This is a genomic window from Pedobacter sp. KH_004 (genome assembly GCF_057840755.1).
Genome location: NZ_CM174519.1, coordinates 5,106,404 through 5,127,950, shown reverse-complemented (window position 1 = coordinate 5,127,950; position 21,547 = coordinate 5,106,404). Strand labels below are relative to the sequence as shown.

Sequence of the window (21,547 nt, the reverse complement as noted above, 5' to 3'; positions counted from 1 at the left end):
AACAAATGGCCTGTGACGAACAGGCTTTTTATTTACTGTATCCCGTCGGCTGAAGGCTGACGGCAATAAAGGGTGTATGTGCAGTGAAAAAATTTTAACGCCTCGGTCTGGTCCTCATAGACCGAAACAGTAACAAACAAGTAATAGCCTATGTCCAATCGGCTGAAGCTGGACGGAAATAGAATAGAAAAATCATTGGTATGGGATGTCTTTACGATTCGAGATAACGCCTCGGTCTTTGTCCTCACAGGCCGAAACAATAAATCGAGATCAATGAAAGGTATCTCCAATGAAAAAAATTTGATGAGATTTATTTTTAAAATGTAAACATTTCAAGGTTAATCGATATCATGATGATGCAATTAGAATTTGCGCAAAAGGCAAAAGAAATATTTTCAAAAAATGAAAACGTAATTGGTTTAGCTGTAGGTGGATCCTGGCTAAGCAACCAAATGGATGAATTTTCTGATTTGGATTTGATTGTGGTAACAGCAGAAAAAATTACCGATGGTAAAACTTTGATGATGCAATATGCCAAAAGTTTGGGTAATTTTTTATCGGGCTTTACTGGTGAACATGTTGGCGAACCCAGAGTTTTAATATGCCTTTACGATAATCCGTTGCTACATGTAGATTTAAAATTTGTTACGACGGAAGAATTTCATGTCCGGGTGGAAACGCCTCATATACTTTTCGATAGAGATGGCCAACTCAAAAGGAGCTTAGATAATTCGGAAGCCAAATTTCCTTTTCCAGGTTACCAGTGGATTGAAGATCGGTTTTGGACCTGGATACATTACGCATTGTTGAAACTTGGACGAGGTGAATATCTGGAAGCTTATGATTTCTTAGGTTTTTTAAGAATGGTTGTATTTGGTCCGCTGCTGCATATCAAAAACGAAAAGTTGCCCCGAGGCGTAAGAAAAGCTGAAATGGACTTAATTCCAAAAGATTTCGAGAGTTTAATTAGCACGGTTTCGAACTACGAGAAAGCCTCAATACTGATTAGTTTGAAAAATGGGGTTGAATTGTATAGGCAACTTAGAACATCTCTTTATAACAATGCAGTTGACATCAATCAAACTGCAGAGCAGAAGGTGATGGAATATTTCGAATATATTGAAAAAAGACAGCATAACGATACTACAAATCTCGACTAGCGTCGTTTAATATCAAATTGAACAGACCTCTAATAAGTTTGAGAGGAAGAAAATGTTAATGGGGGCACGGCCTGAAAGAGCTGATAAGTCCGACCGTATTTTGTGTTAATCAACCTGGCTTGTACCTTAGGCGGTGGTCTGTATCCCGATAGACCACTTCAGTTAATTTCCCTTTCGGTCAGATGAGAAAAACGCAAGCAGTAGCCATTCCTCAGGGCCTTAGAAAGATGAGACGCTTTGCCACTGCAAATAGCTGAACTTACTTAAATTAGATTGCAGCGGTATCGCCCGATTTTTCATGGAGGATTTAGCAAAAACCAGACGTACGTTTAAATCAACAACTTTCTTTGCTTTCCAATCCTCACTATTAGTTAATCAACGAACAAACCGGCCATCGATCTGTAAATAAACATTAATTTCTTCACATTTTCTGGTGGAAAACTTGATTTTAAAAATCGTAAAATACGGCAAATCCTAATTAGCTTTGCTGCCTTTAATATTGAATACATTATATGCTAGCTCATCATAAAATAATTGCTGCAGAATTAAAAGTTGCAGAAAAACAAGTGACCGCCACCGTAAGTCTATTGGATGAAGGTGCAACTGTGCCTTTCATTTCACGTTACCGTAAAGAATTAACAGGAAGTTTAGATGAAGTTGAAGTAGCTGCAATTCGCGATCGTATTACACAATTAAGAGATTTGGACAAACGCCGGGAAGCGATTCTAAAATCGATGAACGATCTTGGCAAACTAACGCCCGAGTTGGAACAAAAAATTATCGCGGCTGAAACCATCTCCCTACTTGAAGACATTTACCTCCCTTACAAACCTAAGCGTAAAACAAGAGCGTCGGTTGCAAAGGAAAAAGGTCTGGAACCTTTGGCTTTACAAATATTCGATCAGAAAAACTTCGATTTAGATGGAGCGGCTGATCAATTTTTAAATGCTGAAAAGGGCGTCAATTCTTTGGAGGAAGTCCTGGCTGGATCACGCGATATCATTGCGGAAATGATTTCGGAAAATGCAGAGGCCCGAGCCAAGATGCGCAGTTATTTTCAGGAAAAGGCTGTTTTCAAATCAGAAGTGATCAAGGGAAAAGAAGAAGAAGGAATTAAGTATAAAGATTATTTCGAGTGGAATGAGCCTGTTAAAACGGCGGCATCACACCGTGTTTTAGCGATGCGCCGGGGTGAAAAAGAATTGATTTTGAGACTTGATGCTTTACCACCGGCAGAAGGCGCCATTGAACTACTTCAAAATCAGTTCGTATTGGGTCATAATGAGGCTTCGAAACAAGTACAACAGGCTTTGGAAGATGGTTACAAGCGCTTACTGGAACCGGCAATGGAGACTGAGCTTCGGGTACTAACCAAACAAAAGGCAGATGAAGAAGCGATCCGGGTTTTTGCCGAAAATGCCCGCCAGTTGTTATTGGCAGCACCAATGGGACAAAAAAACGTACTAGCTATTGACCCGGGTTTTCGTACTGGTTGCAAAGTAGTTTGTTTGGATAGCCAAGGTCAACTATTAGAGAACACCGCCATTTATCCGCATACCGGACAAGGAAATGTTAAAAATGCTGAAATTACCATCAAACAACTCTGTGAAAAGCACAAGGTTGAAGCGATTGCGATTGGCAATGGAACTGCAGGAAGAGAAACAGAAGCCTTTATTCGTGGGTTGAACTTACCCAATATTACCATTATAATGGTTAATGAAAGTGGTGCATCCATCTACTCTGCATCAGAAGCTGCCCGAGAAGAATTCCCTACACAAGATATTACCGTTCGTGGTGCCGTTTCGATTGGTCGCCGGCTTATGGATCCTTTGGCGGAGTTGGTAAAAATCGATCCAAAATCAATCGGTGTTGGGCAATACCAACACGATGTTGACCAAAATAAACTGCAAGCCAGTTTAGATGATACCGTAGTGAGTGCGGTAAATGCCGTTGGAGTAGAATTGAATACCGCATCGAAACAAATTCTTGCTTACGTTTCTGGCTTAGGCCCAACGTTAGCCCAAAATATTGTTGATTACAGAAATACTCATGGTGCGTTTAAAAACCGTGAAAGCCTTAAAAAAGTGCCCCGTTTAGGCGATAAGGCCTATGAGCAGGCTGCGGGTTTCTTGAGGATTCGTAATGCCGAAAATGTTTTAGATACCAGTGGCGTTCATCCTGAACGATATGCTGTAGTTGATAAAATGGCCAAAGATTTAGGTACAACAATTTCTACTTTGATGAAGGATAGCCGGCTACAAAAGCAAATTAAACCGCAGCAATATGTAACCAACGATATTGGTTTACCTACCCTAAATGATATTTTAAAGGAGCTGGCCAAGCCAGGTCGCGATCCAAGAGAACAGTTTGAAACTTTTAGCTTTACAGATGGCGTAAATGAAATTAGTGATTTAAGAATTGGTATGAAACTACCTGGAATCGTAACCAACATCACCAATTTTGGTGCCTTCGTAGATATTGGCGTTCATCAAGATGGTTTGGTTCACACCAGTCAGTTGGCTAACCGTTTTGTGGCAAACCCGAACGATATTGTTAAAGTACATCAAAAAGTAGAAGTTACTGTGATGGAGGTTGATGCCGCTCGTAAAAGGATATCTTTATCGATGAAGAGTGAGGTTAGTGCAAAGCCTAATGGGGTAAAGGGCAAAGAACAAGGATTGGAGAAAAAAGAACAAGGAGCAAGAAACAAAGGCCAAGGCACGAAAAGTTTTGCACAGAAAACTCAGCCAGTAAAAAAAGATGCTGATGGTGATTTACAAGAGAAATTGGCGAAGCTAAAAGGGATGTTTAAGTAATAATTGTATAGCTGGTAAGAAAAGATAAATCACAAAGTGCATAAAAAAGGCTTTCTTGTTTTAATAAGAAAGCCTTTTGCATAAATATATTTCGAATTAATTATTGGAATACATAAGTTGAAGAAACATCAGTTAAAGTATTTCCACTACCAGTTTTCTTATCGACACTTTTACCGTCAACAAAAATTTCACAATCAATTGTACCACCAGTGTGTGAGGTTCCGCTGATCAATAAAGCATCAAATTGTTTAACTGTCATATCAAATTTATACGAATAAGGGAGTGCCTGATTACTATATAATTCAGTAGCGCCAGTTGCATTTCTTCTAACAATGCTGTATAAACTTGTAAGGCCAGATGGAGAGGTGATTCTATATTCTACAGACACCTTTCTAGGATAGGTATTTTGTTCTGTAGGTGAAGGCTCGTCCTTTTTACAAGAAAACATAAGTGTTGTAAATAAAATAAGGGATAGGGAAAATAATACTTTGATTTTTTTCATAGTAAATGCTTTTAATTAAATGTTTTTCTTCAAAAACAACAATTATACCAATGGAACTGAATTTCAAGCCATTTTTATCAAGTCAATCCGCAACTAAAAGTTAACTCACAGATTATCAAAACAAAACTATATGGAATAAAAACGTAATTTTAAAATTACAAATTAATGGGAATGTACATCTAGTGATTTAATCCCAGTACAATCAAATGAATAATGCTAAAGATTTTGAAACTTATCTTTATGTTCGATTCTTGTTTTTGGTAAACTTTCGGGATAATTATTTTGAATAAAGGTAATCATCGATTCACGGACGTAACACCTTAAATCGAAAGCCCTTGAAGAGTTGGAAGCACTCATTAAAAATCGAATTTCAATAGAGCCATCTTTGTTTGTGTCGGTAACCTGAACTACATTAACTCTTTTATCCCAAAGGGGATTATCAGTTAAAAGCCGGGTTAGCTCCTGGCGCAAGGGTTCAATTGGGATGGTATAATCCATATAGAGGAAAACCGTTCCAAGTAAATCCGCAGATACACGCGTCCAGTTTTGAAAAGGCTTTTCAATGAAGTAGGTAATTGGCAAAATCAGTCGCCGTTGATCCCAAATACTCACCACCACATAGGTTAAAGTGATTTCTTCTACCCTTCCCCATTCACCCTCAACAATTAAAACATCGTCGATTCTTATCGGTTGTGTAAAAGCAATTTGAAAACCTGCCAATAAGTTTCCCAATGATTTTTGTGCGGCAAAACCGATGATAATTCCACCGATCCCGACACCAGTAAGCAAACCTGCACCAATTTTTCGCATGCTTTCAAAGCTGAGCAAAATAATGGCAGCTGTAATGATAATGATTAATGAAACGATAAATTTTCTAACAAACTGTAGCTGGGTACGTATTTTTCTCTCTTTGAGATTATTTTCTTTATTAAGATCATATTTAAGATAAAAGAAATCTTCTAATACGTTTATCAACCGGATGAGAATAAGCGCAAATACTGCGGTTAATGCAATTTCTATCGCTTTATCAATATGCAGACGAGCAGAAGAAGACATCACCATCAAATCCAAAGAAGAATTTAATATCAATAAGGGAATGAATACCCCGATAGGTTGCCGAAGATGTTTAATCGTGGATTTAATAATAATGAAATCCCACCAACGCGAAAGCAAGAGGAAGGTTTTATGGACAAGGTATTTAACAAGCAAGCCAACCAAAATGGCTATAATACCGATAATTAAGTTTTTAACAAAAATAGGAATGGGATAACCAAAAAAGTGGTCAAGGTACTGCATAAACGAAATTTGTTGGTTAAATAATAGAGATTACTCCTATGTTTAACAACAGCGTTTATGGTTTGTTTGCGAAAGAATTTTATGAGGTAGAATACCTGCAGACTGCAACAAAATCCCTTGCGGCAATTAGTCAAAGCAAATGATTGATCTATTCGATATAAGAATGGTCACCTCGAGCTAGTCGAAATACAGAAGAAGGGTCTTCGACAGGCCCATACTGATAAAATTCAAGAAGATCGTTTCAAATTTCCGCGACAAATTCTCTAATCGAGGCCCCAGGATCATCAGTCTTCATAAAATTTTCTCCAATTAAAAACCCGTTGAAGCCCACTGCTTTAAGCTCTTTTATGGTTTGCGGATTACTAATGGCACTTTCCGAAATTTTTAAAAATTCATCTGGAATTTTGTTCACCAAATCAAATGAAGTTTGGATATCAACCGTAAAATCGGCGAGATTTCTGTTGTTTACACCAATGGCATCCAGGTTAGGGCAAATGCTTCTTTCCAGTTCTTCGAGGTTGTGCACCTCTAACAATACGTTCAGCCCCAAATCTTTTGCAAATTTCCCATAATCGCTGATTTGCTTTGGAGTTAGAATTGCAGCGATTAACAAAATAATATCTGCGCCCCAAGCTTTGGCTTCCAAAATCTGATATTCATCAATAATAAAGTCTTTGCGAAGAATGGGAATAGTGTTGACTGCTCTTACGGCCAATAAATCATCGGCTTTCCCACCAAAAAAATCTACATCAGTTAGCACAGAAATTGCAGATGCACCAGCATTATTATAAGCAAGTGTAACCTCAGCAGCATCGGCTATACCATTTATTAATCCCTTTGATGGCGAACGGCGCTTGAACTCGGCAATGATTCCGGTCCTATCTTTTGCCAACAAAAAGTCTTTAAAGGAATAAGGTGTACGCTTAAAGTAATCAGCTTTTTTCAAATCCTGTATAGTGATCAGTCGCTTTGCATCAGCAACTTCTTCTTTTTTACGTAATACGATTTTATCTAAAATATTCATATCATTCATTAACTGTCATTGCTGGGCACGAAGCAATCCTACAATTTAACTGTCAAACCCAAAGCATTAAGATTGCCTCGTACCTGGCAATGACGACTTGATTATTAATTCGTTAACCAGTTCTCCATCATTTGCTTTCCGTGCTCTGTTAATACACTTTCAGGGTGAAACTGTACCCCGCGAACATCCAAACTTTCGTGTCTCAAAGCCATAATTTCGCTCTTGTGGTCTCTGGCAGTGATTTTTAAACAGGATGGAAAATTTTCTTTACTCACCACCCAACTGTGGTATCTGCCCACATTTATCGTTTGAGGGCACTCCCAAAACAAAGGTTCATCGCCATCTACCACAGTAACTGGCGTGGCAATTCCATGCATAGGTCTGCCCAGGTTTAACAGCGTACCGCCAAAAGCTTCGGCTATAGCCTGCTGACCTAAACACACCCCAAAAATACTCTTTGTTGGCGCATAAGTTTTAATTACATCCAATAATAATCCAGCCTCTTCCGGAATACCAGGACCAGGAGAAAGCAATATTTTATCGTATTGTGCCACATCAGCCAATTCGAATTTATCATTTCTCCAAACTACCGCTTCGTAGCCTACTTCGTTAATTAAATGAACGAGATTATAAGTAAAACTATCATAGTTATCAATCACTAGAACAGTCTTTTTGTCTTTATTTTCCATTGATAATCCTTCTTTTATAAACACATCATCTATTTTCATCTTCCTTAAATGCCTTCGGCCATTTGCAAAGCTTTGCGCAAAGCCGCAATCTTATTATTCACTTCCTGCATCTCCATTTCCGGAACAGAATCTGCCACTATTCCCGCACCGGCCCGGTAGTGCAGTTCGTTATTCTTACTCATGAAAGTCCTGATCATTATGGCATGGTTAAAATCTTCGTTAAAGCCCATAAAGCCAATTGCGCCGGCATAAAAATTACGTCCAAGCTTTTCATTTTCATCGATCAGCTGCATGGCCTTATATTTTGGGGCACCGCTTAAAGTTCCTGCGGGATAAGTATCTGCCACCACTTTAAACGCACTCACGTCCTCCTGCAAATGTCCGCTTACTTTACTCACCAGGTGAATCAAATGGGAGTAATATTGTACTTCCTTAAACGATTTTACTTCTACGCGATTACAGTGACGACTTAGATCATTTCTGGCCAAATCAACCAACATCACATGTTCTGCGCTTTCCTTTGGATCTTGCTCTAACTTTTTCGCTTGCTCTGCATCTTCGATATCATTACCACTGCGCTTAAAGGTTCCGGCAATTGGAAAAATATTGGCGGTATTATTTTTAATTGTAATCTGGGCCTCTGGAGATGAACCAAAAAGTTTGAAGTTACCATAATCAAAATAAAACAAATATGGCGATGGGTTAATGGAACGCAAGCAACGATAAACGTTAAATTCATCACCAGAAAACGCTTGTTTGAACGCCCTGGAGGGAACAATTTGAAAAACATCACCTCTGTAAATATGCTTCTGTAGTTTCTCTACCAAGTCCATAAAACCCTGATCAGTTAGGTTTGAGCTTTCCTCTCCCCGCAGCTGAAATTTGTATTCCGGATAATTTTTATTCTGGATGAGATACTCCATTTTTTCCAATCCACCTTCTTCTTCTCCCTCAAAAGTATTTTTGAAAAGGGTGATTTCATTTTTGAAGTGATCAATTGCAATGATGTAGCGATACAAATGATACTGCATTTCGGGAATTTCCTCTCCCTCCGGAGTTTTAGAAATGAATTTAATATCTTCAAAATGCTGAACGGCATTCCACGTAAAATACCCGAATAAGCCACTTGAAATAAATTTAATTTCAGGCAATTCTGTTTCTTTAAACTGATCTTTGAAATCGGCTATTTCATCAATTAAATTTCTGCTTTCTTTAATCGCCACCGTCCCGTCCGGAAAATAAGTTTCCAAACGACTACCTTTTAAAACAATCCCGGCTACGGGTTCTGCACAAACGAAACTCATTGAGTTTTCCCGACTATGATAATCAGAACTTTCTAACAATATGCTGTTGGGGTACACATCGCGTAAGCGTAAATAAATGCTCACAGGCGTGGTAGTATCGGCAAGCATTTTTTTGTAAGTGGTATTAATTTTAAACATTTTCTATCTTCATTGCGAGGAGGAACAACGAAGCAATCTCCTCTCTGTAATTTTTTTTTAAAAAAACAAAAGCCCGGCGTGTGGTTCTACGCCGGGCTTTAATGGTTCAATTAGGTTTAGGTTGATAAAAATATTTTCCTCATACGCAGCCGGCGCAATTCTGTTGTGAATTACTTTGCCAAAGCCAGGTATGTATATTGTTAATCATGTGGGACAAAAATATAAAGAATTTTGAATAATGGAAATATTTGTGAAATTTCCTATAAACATTAACCTAATATAAAAGGGAAACTCATTTTTGAATTGAATTTTCTTTATCGAATTGGAAATTTAGTTACTCAATCTTTATTGAAACAATAATATGCTATCAATAAAGTACTAGTTTTTAAGAGATCCCGAAAAATGATCTTCCAGGAACATTTTTCGTCATTATTAAAATCGAAACGATAATCAATAGCAAAGCCAGTCCAAAGAAAATAGAGATTGTACGGTGTTTGGCTACAGCATCTGCCACTTTTTTAGATCTCGCATTTCCAACGGTGATCAAAATGATAGCAATAAGCATCATGGAAGTGTGTTCTACCTTGAAGTATCTTCCTATCGCATCGCTCATTGGCAATTTTGTTAAAGGGCTAAAAAAGAACAGTACCAATCCGATAAGAAATTGAATATGAGCACTAATTAAAGTGAATACATTTAACTTCCGGTTGCCTTCTGTATAAGTTTTATTGCCAAACCACCCCGATAAAGCGTTAACAACGGCAACAACTAATAAAATTAATACGATGTAGCGCCATCCAGAGTGCGCAGATTTTAAAATATTGTACATTTTGATCTAATATGTTTCTTCAAAAATAGGGAATAATTGTAAAAAATAGGATATTCAGTGCAACCAACGTTAATTTATATTAGTTTTAAACAAAATAAACCCCTAAACTTATTATGAAGAAAATTTTACTCGCTATCGCGATGGCATTTTCTACTACAATCTTATTTGCGCAGCAAACAACTTTCCCGGTAAACGGATCTTTTGATACCCGGCCTGGTATGTTTGCTTTTACAAATGCAACAATTGTGGTAAATGCGAACCAAACTTTATCAAATGCTACGCTTCTAATTAAAGGACAAACTATTCAGGCTGTTGGAGCTGGAATGGCTGCGCCAAAAGGATATGTTGTGGTCGATTTGAAAGGCAAATTTATTTATCCATCAATGGTAGATGCTTTTTCAAGCTATGGAATTACTGAAGCACCTGCACAAGTAAGAGGATTTGGCGGGCAGCGTCAGTCTATTTTTATCTCTACAAAAAAAGGTGCTTATGGCTGGAACGAAGCCATCAGACCTGAAACGTATGTGAAAAACATTTTCTCGGTTGATACCAAAAAAGCAGACGAATTACGTAAGGCAGGCTTTGGAAGTGTGAATGTAATCAGTCGTGATGGAATTGCCCGGGGCGTTTCTGCAGCAGTAAGCTTAAATGAAGGCGCTGATAACGCCGTAATTTTGAAAGATCAAACCGCAGCTAATTATTCCTTCAACAAAGGAACCTCATCAAACGATTACCCCACTTCCTTAATGGGTTCCATTGCTTTGTTGCGCCAAACCTACTACGATGCGCAGTGGTATGGCAAACAGAAAGACGAATACAATATTTCGTTAGATGAATTTGGCAAGCAACAAAACATGCCACAAATTTTTGAAGTTGACGGATGGCAAAATGTACTTCGTGCCGATAAAATCGGCAAAGAATTTGGCAAGAAATTTATTATCAAATCTGGTGGCGATGAATATCAACGAATCAATGAAGTAAAAGCAACAGGCGCTAGTTTAATTATCCCTCTATCTTTCCCTAAAGCTTATGATGTGGAAGATCCGGCAGAAGCCAGAAATGTAACGCTATCGCAAATGAAAGGTTGGGAGTTAGCTCCAACTAATCCAGCTGCTTTAGAAAAGGCCGGAATTAATTTCGCTCTAACTGCTTTCGGATTAGAAAACAGTCGCGACTTCTGGGCGAATATCCGCACTGCGGTTGAAAACGGCTTAACTGAAAAACAGGCGCTTCAATCGGTAACATCCATCCCTGCTGAACTTCTGGGGATAAATGATAAAGTGGGCACACTTGAAAAAGGTAAAATTGCCAACTTTTTAATATCATCAGATAACTTATTTAAAAACGGCAACATCATTTTCGAAAACTGGGTTCAGGGAAAACGTTTTATTGTAAATAAAATGGACGTGAGTGATGTGCGTGGAACTTATAATTTAAATGTGGATGGCATTGGTGCTTTAACACTTAAAATTACGGGAACAGGTGGCGGCTCAACTGCAGCCATCGAAAGAGCTGGAGTGGATAGCGTTAAAACTACTGCAACTTTTACCAGAAATGGCGATTGGGTAAGTATCAACTTCAATCTAAAGAAAACCCCTAAAGGTGATGTTCGTTTGAGTGGATACATTACCTCTGCTAATCCAATTACGATAAAAGGCGAATCTGCATTGGCAGATGGAACTTCCGGGAAATTTACAGCTACCTACAAAGAAGCTGCTAAAGAATCGCCTAAGAAAGAAGATCCTAAACCTACACTTGCGGTGGGTTCTCTGATTTATCCTTTTACTGCCTTCGGCGCCGCGGAATTGCCAAAGGTAGAGACCGTTTTGATTAAAAACGGCACCGTTTGGACAAATGAAAAAGACGGTATCCTTCAAAATGCTGATGTACTTCTAGAAAACGGCAAAATTAAGGCTGTTGGAAAAAATCTTTCAGCTGGTGGTGCCAAGGTAATCGATGCCACTGGCAAACACATTACCGCTGGCATTATTGATGAACACTCTCACATCGCTGGTAGCGGCGGTATTAATGAGGGGGCGCAATCGGTTTCTGCCGAAGTTCGTATCGCGGACATTATCAACTCCGAAGATGTAAACATTTATCGCCAATTGGCGGGAGGTGTAACGACTTCGCATATTTTACACGGTTCAGCAAACCCGGTTGGCGGTCAATCGCAATTAATTAAACTGCGCTGGGGTAAATCGCCGGAAGAATTGAAGTTTGCTGGTGCTGATGGTTTCATCAAATTTGCACTGGGAGAAAACGTAAAGCAAAGTAATTTCGGTACAGGTGCCCGCTTTCCGGTTACACGTATGGGTGTAGAGCAAACTTTTGTTGATGAGTTTACCCGGGCCAAAGAGTATGAGAAAGCGATGAAAGTGAAAGGCAATAGCGTTCGAAGAGATTTAGAACTGGATGCCATTGTTGAGATTTTAAACAACAAACGTTTCATCACTTGTCACTCGTATGTGCAAAGCGAAATCAATATGTTAATTCACGTTGCCGACAGCCTTGGATTCAAAATCAATACTTTTACCCACATTTTAGAAGGATACAAAGTAGCAGACAAAATGAAAGCACATGGCATTGCCGGTTCTACTTTTTCTGATTGGTGGGCTTACAAAAACGAGGTTGCAGAAGCGATTCCGTATAACGGCAAAATTATGCACAATGTGGGTGTAACCACTGCCTTTAACTCTGATGATGCAGAAATGGCTCGTCACCTAAACCAGGAAGCAGGAAAGTCGGTGCTTTATGGTAACGTTCCGGAAGAAGATGCACTAAAGTTTGTGACTTTGAACCCGGCACGCATGCTACACATCGATGATAAAGTGGGCAGTTTAAAACCTGGAAAAGATGCTGATGTGGTAATCTGGACTGCCAATCCGCTTTCGATATACGCAAAAGCAGAAAAAACATTTGTGGATGGCGTCGCTTATTGGGACATTGAAAAAGACGCTCAGGTAATTAAGGCACAACAAGCTGAAAAAGCCCGTTTGATTCAAAAAATGTTGGAAAGCAAAAGTAAAGGTGGCAGAATGCAACGCCCAATGGGTGATGCTCCACGCCTGTACAATTGCGAAACTCTAGAAAACTATTCAGCAGAATTAACCGAAAAAGAACATGCACACTAACATGAAAACCTATTTAATGAGTCTGGCTTTTTCGGCATCAAGCCTGATGTGTTTTGCACAAGCAAACATATCGCCAGCAAAAAAACAAACTAAAACCATTGCCATTAGCGGAGCTACTGTACACGTGGGCAATGGAACAGTAATTGAAAACGGAACTATTCTTTTTAGCAACGGAAAAATTATTTCTGTTATGGCCAATGATCAGGTACCACAAGATGATGTAACCAGGATTGTAGCTAAAGGGAAACACATTTACCCGGGTTTTATTGCAGCGACAACAAACTTAGGGTTAGCAGAAACTGAGTCGATCAAAGCTACGCTGGATTTCCAGGAAATTGGCGATTTCAACTCCCACATCCGTTCGATCGTAGCCTACAATACCGATTCGAAAGTGCCGGCAACATTGCGAAGTAATGGTGTATTAATGGCACAACCTACTCCACAAGGCGGAACGGTATCCGGAAGTTCTTCTGTAGTACAATTGGATGCCTGGAACTGGGAAGATGCAGCAATTAAAACGGATGATGCCATGCACATGAGCTGGCCTGTAACGCCACGTTTTAGAGGTGGCTTTGGTGGTTTCGGCAGGCCACAAATGTCGGCCGAGGCTTTAGCAGAAAGAACACAAGCTGCCATCGCACAATTGACCTCGTTTTTTGCAGAAGCTAAGGCTTATTCGGAAATGGGCAAACCGGAGGTAATTAACACCCGTTTTGAGGCCATGAAAAAAGTTTTTTCTGGGCAGGAGAAATTGTTCATTTCAGCGGATAGCCAAAAGGACATTGTTGCCGCGGTAAACTTTGCCAAAAAATTCGGTATCACGCCTGTAATCACTGGCGCTGATGAGGCTTATTTGGTGATCGATTTCTTAAAAGAAAACAACATCAGTTTAGTGGTAAAACAGCCTCATGCTTTGCCAAATAATAATGATGACGATGTAAATATGCCCTATAAAAACGCAGCTGTATTAGCTAACGCTGGCTTAAATGTGGTGTTAAGTATCGATGGTTATTGGCAGCAACGCAACCTGCCTTTTATGGCCGGAACGGTTACCGCATGGGGTTTGGACAAAGAGAAGGCCTTGTCTACCATCACGCTAAATGCTGCAAAAGTAATGGGCGTTGATAAAACTACTGGAAGTATTGAGGCGGGAAAAGATGCCACTTTCTTCATCTCTGCAGGCGATGCTTTGGATATGAGAACCAACAAAGTGGAACAGGCATTTATCCAGGGAAGAGATATCAATCTGGATAATTTGCACAAACAACTGGACAAGAAGTTTAGCGATAAATATACCGCTGAAAAGAAGTAAGCAAACACTAATTTAACAGAAACGGCCAATATTAACTTATTGGCCGTTTTTTATTTTAACACTAGCCAATAAATAACATCATTTCTAAACGATTTCATAATATAAAATAGAAACCATCTTAACACAACTCGTAGAATTTTGCATCATAAAAAATCAAAACTAATCATGCTGAAATGCTTTTGAACAGCAGCCTAAATTCAGGCGGCTTGATAAAGGCTTCACAACCCATTAAAAATCCAACGATGATGAAAAATCTACTAGTCGCAGTAATGCTACTACTGTCTTTTGCAACCCGACCTGCAATGGCACAAACAACACAAGCATCCATATCCGGTATTGTAACCGATGAACAAAAGAAACCCATTCCAGGTGTTTCCATTGAAATTAAAAATAACTCTACCGGTTTTACTACCAGAACTTCAACCAATGCCCAGGGAGAATATACATTCAAAGAGCTTCCTTTGGGCGGTCCTTATACTATAAAAGCTGTATACGTAGGTTTTGGCGAACAAACTAGAACAGGCTATATGTTAAACTTTGGCGATGTTGCCAGAGTTGGCATCACCATGCAAGAGGCCGCACAAAATCTGGAGGCCGTTCAGGTCGTGGCTTCGGGTTTAAGAAATAAAGTGCAGAATTTTGGCGCCTCAACCGAGATTTCTGCCAAGACGATGAACCAGTTGCCTGTTAACGGCCGTAACTTCTCCAACTTGATGGATTTGTCTCCGTTAAGTCGTGGTGGTGGTATTGCTGGTCAGTTAGGTTCATCTACCAACTACACCATTGATGGTATGAACGCAAAAAACCCTACTTCGGCAGGAAGCACAACCAGCCGTAGTGGTGCGCCATATTCAATTTCCATTGAGGCAGTTCGGGAATTTAAAGTAGTGACTAATCAATATGATGTTACTTTAGGAAGAGCCGGCGGCGGTACGGTAACAGCGGTAACCAAATCAGGAACGAATACAGTTAGCGGTAGTGCTTTTATGTATGGAAGAGCAGATTGGTTAGCTTCTCCATACGATATCAGAGGTGTAAAACGTGATAACGATTTCTCGACTTATCAATATGGCTTTACCTTGGGTGGACCGATCATTAAAGACAAATTACATTATTTTGTGGGATGGGATCACCAAAGAGATGCCCGTCCGCTTATTATTGCAGATATTAACGGTCCTGCCGATGAGGCAAGATTTAGAATAACCAATAGCACCTTAGAGGAATTTGCCGGAGTTGCACGTGCTAAATACGGCGTGGCTAGTGGCGATCAGTATGGTTCATTTGATAAAAAGCGTGGAACAGATGCAGCTTTCGCCCGTTTAGATTGGCAAATCAATGAGAAAAACCTGTTAACTATTCGCGATAATTATACCAACGATAGAAATCCACTAGGGCTGGCAGACAATACGGCCATAAATTTCTTCGAAAGTTATGGTAATGACAAAAATGTTGATAACAGTTTATTGGCAACTTTACGCTCAACCGTAAATAGTAAAGTAACTAACGAATTGAAAGTTCAACACCTATACACCTTTCAGGCAAGCACACAAAATGACCAGTTGGAATATGCGATACCAAGAGCAATTGTTCGTAACGTCACTTCAACACTAGCTGATGGAACAACAGGAAATACAGCAATTCAAATTGGTGGTCATCGTTTTGGCCAGGAAGGTTTCACCAATAACGTACTTCAATTGGTAGACAACTTCTACTACAATACCGACAAAGTGAAATACACTTTCGGTGTTGATGTAATGTATACTCATGCCAAGTCGCTTTACGGAAGTGAAGTAAACGGACGTTTTGAATATACAAACGGAGGTGCCACGGCTATCCAAAACTTCAACAATCTTGCTCCATATCTTTACTATCGTGAAGCCCCTTTGGTGGAAGACCCAACAGTTAAGGCCGGAATCTGGAACATGGCATTATATGGTCAAATGCAAACTAAGTTAGCTAAAGGCTTAGAGTTTGTCGGAGGTTTGCGTATGGACTACAGCTCATATCCAAAGTCGCCGTTAAACCAACAATTGTTTGATGCCATAGGTGTTAGAACTGACCATGAACTGAAACAGTTTCTTATTCAGCCAAGAATTCAGTTTAACTGGGATATCAATGAAAACAGAACAGATTTTGTTCGTTTCGGCGCAGGTATCTTTGGTTCAGACATTAACAATTACATGACTATTAATAACCTAACTTTCGACGGAAAGCATTTTGCTACCGTGGATGTTCAAGGGGCTGATGTGCCAAGACCAGATTTTATCGGTTACAGAAATGGGGTGGCTGCACCAACCTTAACAGCTTTACAGGTACCAACTATCAATACTTATGCTGAAGATGCTAAAGTACCCGTAATCTACAAAGCCAATTTATCATACAGTAAATTAATTACGGATAAATTTAAAGTTGGAATTACAGGTTACGCAAGTTTAGGTCGAAACAACTACATGTATGTAGATAGAAATATGGTAGCTAATCCTTTCTTTACCATTTCAAATGAAGATAATAGAGGTGTTTTCGTTCCTACTATCAATGCCTCAAACGGTGTTGTAGACTGGAAAGCGGGCCGCTTATCAAATCAGTTCGGACGCGTATTGGAAATGAACAGTAAAGGTAAAGTAAATCAGTTTGCAGTGGTATTAGATGCAACCTGGAATTACTTTAAAGATGGAGAAATTACAGCAAGCTATACCTGGAATGACGCAAAAGACAATACTTCTTACAATGGTAACGTAGCGAATACCGCAACATTATCACTTCCGGTAAAAGATGATCCGAGAGATTTAAGCAGAATGTCGTATTCAGATAATCACTTCCGCAACAAAGTAGTGGTTTACGGTACGCTTCCAACCTTTTACGGCGTAACCATTGGAGTTCGGTATTCAGGCATTGGCGGTACTCGCTATAGCTTGTTATCTGGAACAAACACCAATGGTGACTTCGTGGCCACTAACGATTTAGCTTTTATTTTCGACAGAAATAACCCTGCAGTCTCCCAAACAGTTCGCACCGGCTTACAAGCGATTATGGATAATCCATTGGCCAGCCAAAGTTTAAAAGATTACATCAATAAATATTCAGGACAAATGGCCGAAAGGAATGGTGGAGAAAATGGCTTTTATGGAATTGTAGATTTAAGAATCAGTAAAAAATTCAAGCTTTATAAAACTCACACACTTGAAATTTCTGGTGATATCTTCAACTTCGCCAACCTGCTGAATAAGAAATGGGGTGTGAATGAGACCTTGGGTACGCAAGCGCTTTACGCTTTAAACGGACGTGCGGCTGTACCTGCAACAGGCACTACACCTGCCGTTCCTGCAATACCTGCTTATTTTTCAGATAGCAGAACTTTCAATTACCGTGTAAATAATGCCGGTATTGTTAACCCAAGTGGCAATCCTTACCAGTTTCAAATCGGTTTGAGATACGGATTTTAGTCATTGAAAGATAGACTGTATCTTTCCAAAAAGTCATAAAAAAAGGGAATGGATTTTTATCCGTTCCCTTTTTTTATGTTTGCATTACAAACAACAAAACGTTAATGGGATTATTATTAGACTACCTGAAAAACCACAAGTGGATTGTGGCTTTAGCACTATTGCTTGCAGGTTTAAATATTGGCTTTTCACTTTTAGATCCATATATCACCGGAAGAATTTTAGACAAATTCATCAATCAAAAAGATAAATTAACTTATAGCCAATACCTATGGGGTTCGCTCGGATTAATTGGCCTGGCGATTGGCGCAGCAATGGTTTCGCGTATCGCTAAAAACTTCCAGGATTACTTCACTAGTGTCATTGTTCAAAAAGTTGGTGCAAAAATGTATGCTGACGGCTTACAGCACTCTCTAAAACTACCTTACCAGGTTTTCGAAGATCAGCGCAGTGGAGAAACATTGGGCATTCTACAAAAAGTACGTTTAGACTCCGAGAAATTTATTACCTCTTTCATCAGTATTTTGTTTGTGAGTTTGATCGGCATGATTTTCGTCATTGTTTACTCCGTTTCCATCAGCTACAAAGTAACACTGGTTTATTTTACGGCTATTCCAATTATCAGTTTTGTAAGCTGGTTTTTAAGCCGCAAAATAAAGACCATCCAGCGCTCCATTGTTGGTGAGACAACCGCTTTGGCGGGTTCTACAACAGAATCATTAAGAAACATAGAACTGGTAAAAAGTTTGGGTCTGGCCGATCAGGAAATTGAACGTTTGAATAAAACCACCTACAAAATTTTAGGTCTGGAGTTGAAGAAAGTAAAGTATGTCCGCAGTATGAGCTTTGTTCAAGGCACCACTGTAAACCTGGTTCGCAGCACGATGATCTTGGTTTTATTGTTGCTTATTTTCGATAATGCCATTACAGCTGGCCAGTATTTAACTTTCCTGTTCTATTCGTTTTTCCTCTTTGGCCCATTGCAAGAACTTGGAAACGTAATTCTGGCCTGGCGTGAAGCAGAGGTTTCACTGGGTAATTTCAAAAAAATATTAAGTACGCCAATTGATAAAAAGCCAGAGAACCCCATTTCCATCAATAAAATTAAAGATTTAACTTTCAGCAATGTTGGCTTCAAACACCAAACTGCAAATAGAAATGCTTTAGAAAACATTTCGTTTAAAACGCAAAGTGGGCAAACCATCGCTTTCGTTGGTCCATCAGGAGCAGGAAAGTCAACTCTGGTAAAACTGTTAGTTGGCCTTTATCCAGCTAAAGAAGGGGAGATTTTATACAATGGCACACCAAGTAATGATATTGATTTAGATGCGCTAAGAGAAAAAATCGGTTTTGTAACACAAGACACGCAGCTGTTCTCAGGCACCATCAGAGAGAATTTACTATTCGTAAATCCGACTGCTACCGATGAAGAGTGTTACAAGGTATTAAACCAGGCAGCTTGTCAAACTTTGCTTGCCAGAGCAGACAAAGGTTTGGATTCGTTAATTGGTGAAGGAGGTGTTAAAGTTTCAGGAGGCGAAAAACAGCGGTTATCTATTGCCCGGGCTTTGCTTCGCCGACCAGATATCTTAGTTTTTGATGAAGCTACATCCTCATTGGATTCTATCACAGAAGAAGAAATTACCAAAACCATTCGCTCTGTTTCCGACTTAACAGACCACATTACAATCTTGATTGCCCACCGTTTATCAACCATCAAACATGCTGATGTAATCTACGTTTTGGAGAAAGGACATATCATCGAGCAAGGATCTCACGAAGCGTTGATCGCTCAAAACGGGTTGTATCAAGCCATGTGGCGACAACAAATTGGTGAAAGAATTGTTGAAGTATAATAAAACTTCATCCTATGTTAGTAGCACAAATTGAAAGCAACGAAATTGGCATAATCATTATAATTGGCGCCATTTTATGGTTGGCGCTAATTTTAACCGCACTTTATCATATCTCGAGGAACAAAGGAATGCTGTTCCCGGTAAAAGCGCTATGGTTTGTTATCATATTACTGGCTCCATTTTTAGGGTCAATTATTTATTTAATTTGGGGTAAGAATAGAAAGTTTTAGGCTTTTTGCTTTATCCAGGGTTGATAAAATAAAAATTTAGTAAGAAATACTTCAGTTTGTATCTACCCCGCTGTATCTCCAAGCGCTATGAGAAATAGCGGCTTTCCGTCCCGTCCATTAGGTTCAATTTGCAATAGATTTCGTTTTGTTGAAAGTCTTTTACACTTGCGCTCATCTTTATAATTCACACCTGCGCTGGTTTCTAACAATTGCAATATAGCTTAACGGTTCCTGTCGTTTATTAGCATTTACCTTACTCACTACGCTCGTGTTAATGAGTGCAAAGAGCTCGTTTCCAATTATTAAAATGCAGAATATGCTCTAAGCTAAACCTAAGTGTACTAAAATCCGTTTTGTTTTTGGTTATTAATCGAATCGGCACAACCAGCGCAGAAAGATTGCGGAAAAGGCAGGCTCCAGCTCAATAGAGGCAGCGATGCCAGTTTTATTATATTTTATACTAACCTTTAGCAGTTTGCTCATTAATATCCTGTAAACTCAATTTGGTAAGAGATTTAGTTTTTAACCAGGTAATAAAAGCAATTGCGATGGTCATACTGCCGCCAAAAACTACCGCAGGAACTAGTTTCATATATTTTGCCGTTAAACCTGACTCAAACTCCCCAATCTCATTTGATGAGCCGATGAACATGCTATTTACCGCAGAAACGCGACCCCGCATATGATCTGGCGTGAGGAGCTGCATGATGGTTTGGCGTATAATTACGCTGACACTATCAAAAGACCCTTCTAAAAACAAAAAGAAAAGCGTGAGATAGAAGTTTTTGGATAAACCATAACAAATAATACTGAGCCCAAAACCGGTCACAGCAATGAGCAAATTTCTCCACGGCTTGCCCATAGGAGAAAATCGCGTCATCAAAAGCATCGTAATCACTGCCCCAGATGAGGCTGCTCCACGCATCATACCCAAACCAAATGAACCTAAGTGAAAAACATCTTTCGCAAAAATGGGAAGCAGTGCCACTGCACCGCCAAAAAAAACAGAAAAAAGGTCTAAACTCATTGCCCAAACCATCATTTTGGTTTTAAAGACAAATTGAATTCCTTCTTTTAAACTGTGAAAGATATTTTGTGTTGGCGCAAAGGTAGCTGGATGTTTTTTAAATGTGAAAATGCAGACGAGTGACACTGAAACTAGAAAAACGATAACGCTATAGGCAGCGGTGATTCCCCAAAGCCAATTAATTAATCCACCAAGTAGCGGACCAATAATGGTGGCCAGCTGCCAGCTGCTGCTACTCCAAGTGCTCGAATTCGGGTAGAGTTCCTTCGGGATGATATTGGCCATCAATGAAAAGGTCGCTGGCCCGAAAAAGCCACGAGCCAAACCGATACAGAAAACTAAGCCGTACATGATCAGTACAATTAAATCCTCTTTCAGGTTTAAATATTTACTGGTGATAATAAGCATGAGCACCGAAGCAAGCCATACACCCGAAAATATTTTAATCAGCAAGCCCCGTTTTTCACTTTTATCGGCGATGTATCCTCCATAGAGTGCAATTCCGATCGCAGGGATTGCTTCACACAAACCCACCAAACCAAGCTTCAATGCATCGTGGGTTAAATCGTAAATGTGATATCCGATAACCACAGCCTGCATTTGATAGGCCAACGTAAAGAAAAAACGCATTCCTAAAAAAGAACGAAATTCTTTAAAACGCAATGCTGCGAATGGATCCTGTTTAACTATAATGGGGTTGGAATCTGAATCTGCCACGAGAAAATATTTCCTACAAAACTAATGTTTGAAAAATTAAAAATCGCAAATGAATTAAACTCGGATTAGA

14 protein-coding genes are annotated in these 21,547 nt (G+C 39.4%); 7 read left to right on the top strand and 7 right to left on the bottom strand.

Annotated elements, in window-relative coordinates:
• The first annotated feature begins 350 nt into the window (after positions 1 to 350).
• Together AC3ITD_RS22085 and AC3ITD_RS22080 are read left to right on the top strand one after the other, a co-directional pair.
• A complete protein-coding gene (locus AC3ITD_RS22085; protein ID WP_489362822.1) occupies positions 351 to 1,160 on the top strand; it encodes a nucleotidyltransferase domain-containing protein in 810 nt (269 codons plus the stop codon).
• 512 nt (positions 1,161 to 1,672) lie between these two features.
• A complete protein-coding gene (locus tag AC3ITD_RS22080) occupies positions 1,673 to 3,976 on the top strand; it encodes a Tex family protein (RefSeq protein ID WP_489362821.1) in 2,304 nt (767 codons plus the stop codon).
• 100 nt (positions 3,977 to 4,076) lie between these two features.
• Here AC3ITD_RS22080 and AC3ITD_RS22075 read toward each other — a convergent pair whose 3' ends face one another.
• The 6 genes from AC3ITD_RS22075 to AC3ITD_RS22050 all read right to left on the bottom strand — a co-directional run bounded on the left by AC3ITD_RS22075 (position 4,077) and on the right by AC3ITD_RS22050 (position 9,758).
• Positions 4,077 to 4,478 (bottom strand): hypothetical protein, encoded by a 402-nt coding sequence (locus tag AC3ITD_RS22075; RefSeq protein WP_489362820.1) that lies wholly within the window; start codon positions 4,476 to 4,478, stop codon positions 4,077 to 4,079.
• Between the two features lie 216 nt (positions 4,479 to 4,694).
• Positions 4,695 to 5,774, bottom strand: a complete 1,080-nt coding sequence (locus AC3ITD_RS22070; protein WP_489362819.1) for a mechanosensitive ion channel family protein — start codon at positions 5,772 to 5,774, stop codon at positions 4,695 to 4,697.
• A gap of 241 nt (positions 5,775 to 6,015) precedes the next feature.
• Positions 6,016 to 6,798, bottom strand: coding sequence for an indole-3-glycerol phosphate synthase TrpC (trpC, locus tag AC3ITD_RS22065; protein WP_489362818.1), 783 nt, complete (start codon positions 6,796 to 6,798; stop codon positions 6,016 to 6,018).
• 104 nt (positions 6,799 to 6,902) lie between these two features.
• Positions 6,903 to 7,487 (bottom strand): anthranilate synthase component II, encoded by a 585-nt coding sequence (locus AC3ITD_RS22060; protein ID WP_265800848.1) that lies wholly within the window; start codon positions 7,485 to 7,487, stop codon positions 6,903 to 6,905.
• A 44-nt stretch (positions 7,488 to 7,531) separates the two neighbouring features.
• Complete coding sequence (locus AC3ITD_RS22055) at positions 7,532 to 8,929, bottom strand: anthranilate synthase component I family protein (protein WP_489362817.1); 1,398 nt, start codon at positions 8,927 to 8,929, stop codon at positions 7,532 to 7,534.
• 385 nt (positions 8,930 to 9,314) lie between these two features.
• Positions 9,315 to 9,758, bottom strand: a complete 444-nt coding sequence (locus AC3ITD_RS22050; protein WP_489362816.1) for a cytochrome B — start codon at positions 9,756 to 9,758, stop codon at positions 9,315 to 9,317.
• 113 nt (positions 9,759 to 9,871) lie between these two features.
• Here AC3ITD_RS22050 and AC3ITD_RS22045 point away from each other — a divergent pair, with 113 nt between their 5' ends.
• The 5 genes from AC3ITD_RS22045 (at position 9,872) to AC3ITD_RS22025 (ending at position 19,733) form a co-directional block, all read left to right on the top strand.
• On the top strand, positions 9,872 to 12,892 hold the full coding sequence (locus AC3ITD_RS22045) for an amidohydrolase family protein (protein ID WP_489362815.1): 3,021 nt from the start codon (positions 9,872 to 9,874) through the stop codon (positions 12,890 to 12,892).
• A gap of 1 nt (position 12,893) precedes the next feature.
• Positions 12,894 to 14,204, top strand: coding sequence for an amidohydrolase family protein (locus tag AC3ITD_RS22040; RefSeq protein ID WP_265800843.1), 1,311 nt, complete (start codon positions 12,894 to 12,896; stop codon positions 14,202 to 14,204).
• Positions 14,205 to 14,446: 242 nt separating this feature from the next.
• Positions 14,447 to 17,647 carry a TonB-dependent receptor gene (locus AC3ITD_RS22035; RefSeq protein ID WP_489362814.1) on the top strand — a complete coding sequence of 1,067 codons (3,201 nt, stop codon included), beginning with the start codon at positions 14,447 to 14,449 and terminating at the stop codon, positions 17,645 to 17,647.
• 104 nt (positions 17,648 to 17,751) lie between these two features.
• Complete coding sequence (locus tag AC3ITD_RS22030; RefSeq protein WP_265800841.1) at positions 17,752 to 19,503, top strand: ABC transporter ATP-binding protein; 1,752 nt, start codon at positions 17,752 to 17,754, stop codon at positions 19,501 to 19,503.
• Between the two features lie 14 nt (positions 19,504 to 19,517).
• Positions 19,518 to 19,733 carry a PLDc N-terminal domain-containing protein gene (locus tag AC3ITD_RS22025; RefSeq protein ID WP_056851107.1) on the top strand — a complete coding sequence of 72 codons (216 nt, stop codon included), beginning with the start codon at positions 19,518 to 19,520 and terminating at the stop codon, positions 19,731 to 19,733.
• A gap of 460 nt (positions 19,734 to 20,193) precedes the next feature.
• On the opposite strand, the gene AC3ITD_RS22020 is transcribed toward AC3ITD_RS22025, so the two are convergent.
• A complete protein-coding gene (locus AC3ITD_RS22020; RefSeq protein WP_265800838.1) occupies positions 20,194 to 21,477 on the bottom strand; it encodes an MFS transporter in 1,284 nt (427 codons plus the stop codon).
• Positions 21,478 to 21,547 lie beyond the last annotated feature (70 nt).

Excerpts from the sequence above, each read along its gene's own strand:
- AC3ITD_RS22025 (WP_056851107.1), top strand. The coding sequence starts at position 19,518 with ATGTTAGTAGCACAAATTGAAAGCAACGAAATTGGCATAATCATTATA.
- AC3ITD_RS22085 (WP_489362822.1), top strand. The coding sequence starts at position 351 with ATGATGATGCAATTAGAATTTGCGCAAAAGGCAAAAGAAATATTTTCA.
- AC3ITD_RS22035 (WP_489362814.1), top strand. The coding sequence starts at position 14,447 with ATGATGAAAAATCTACTAGTCGCAGTAATGCTACTACTGTCTTTTGCA.
- AC3ITD_RS22070 (WP_489362819.1), bottom strand. The coding sequence starts at position 5,774 with ATGCAGTACCTTGACCACTTTTTTGGTTATCCCATTCCTATTTTTGTT.
- trpC (WP_489362818.1), bottom strand. The coding sequence starts at position 6,798 with ATGAATATTTTAGATAAAATCGTATTACGTAAAAAAGAAGAAGTTGCT.
- AC3ITD_RS22030 (WP_265800841.1), top strand. The coding sequence starts at position 17,752 with ATGGGATTATTATTAGACTACCTGAAAAACCACAAGTGGATTGTGGCT.
- AC3ITD_RS22080 (WP_489362821.1), top strand. The coding sequence starts at position 1,673 with ATGCTAGCTCATCATAAAATAATTGCTGCAGAATTAAAAGTTGCAGAA.
- AC3ITD_RS22050 (WP_489362816.1), bottom strand. The coding sequence starts at position 9,758 with ATGTACAATATTTTAAAATCTGCGCACTCTGGATGGCGCTACATCGTA.
- AC3ITD_RS22055 (WP_489362817.1), bottom strand. The coding sequence starts at position 8,929 with ATGTTTAAAATTAATACCACTTACAAAAAAATGCTTGCCGATACTACC.
- AC3ITD_RS22040 (WP_265800843.1), top strand. The coding sequence starts at position 12,894 with ATGAAAACCTATTTAATGAGTCTGGCTTTTTCGGCATCAAGCCTGATG.
- AC3ITD_RS22060 (WP_265800848.1), bottom strand. The coding sequence starts at position 7,487 with ATGGAAAATAAAGACAAAAAGACTGTTCTAGTGATTGATAACTATGAT.
- AC3ITD_RS22045 (WP_489362815.1), top strand. The coding sequence starts at position 9,872 with ATGAAGAAAATTTTACTCGCTATCGCGATGGCATTTTCTACTACAATC.
- AC3ITD_RS22075 (WP_489362820.1), bottom strand. The coding sequence starts at position 4,478 with ATGAAAAAAATCAAAGTATTATTTTCCCTATCCCTTATTTTATTTACA.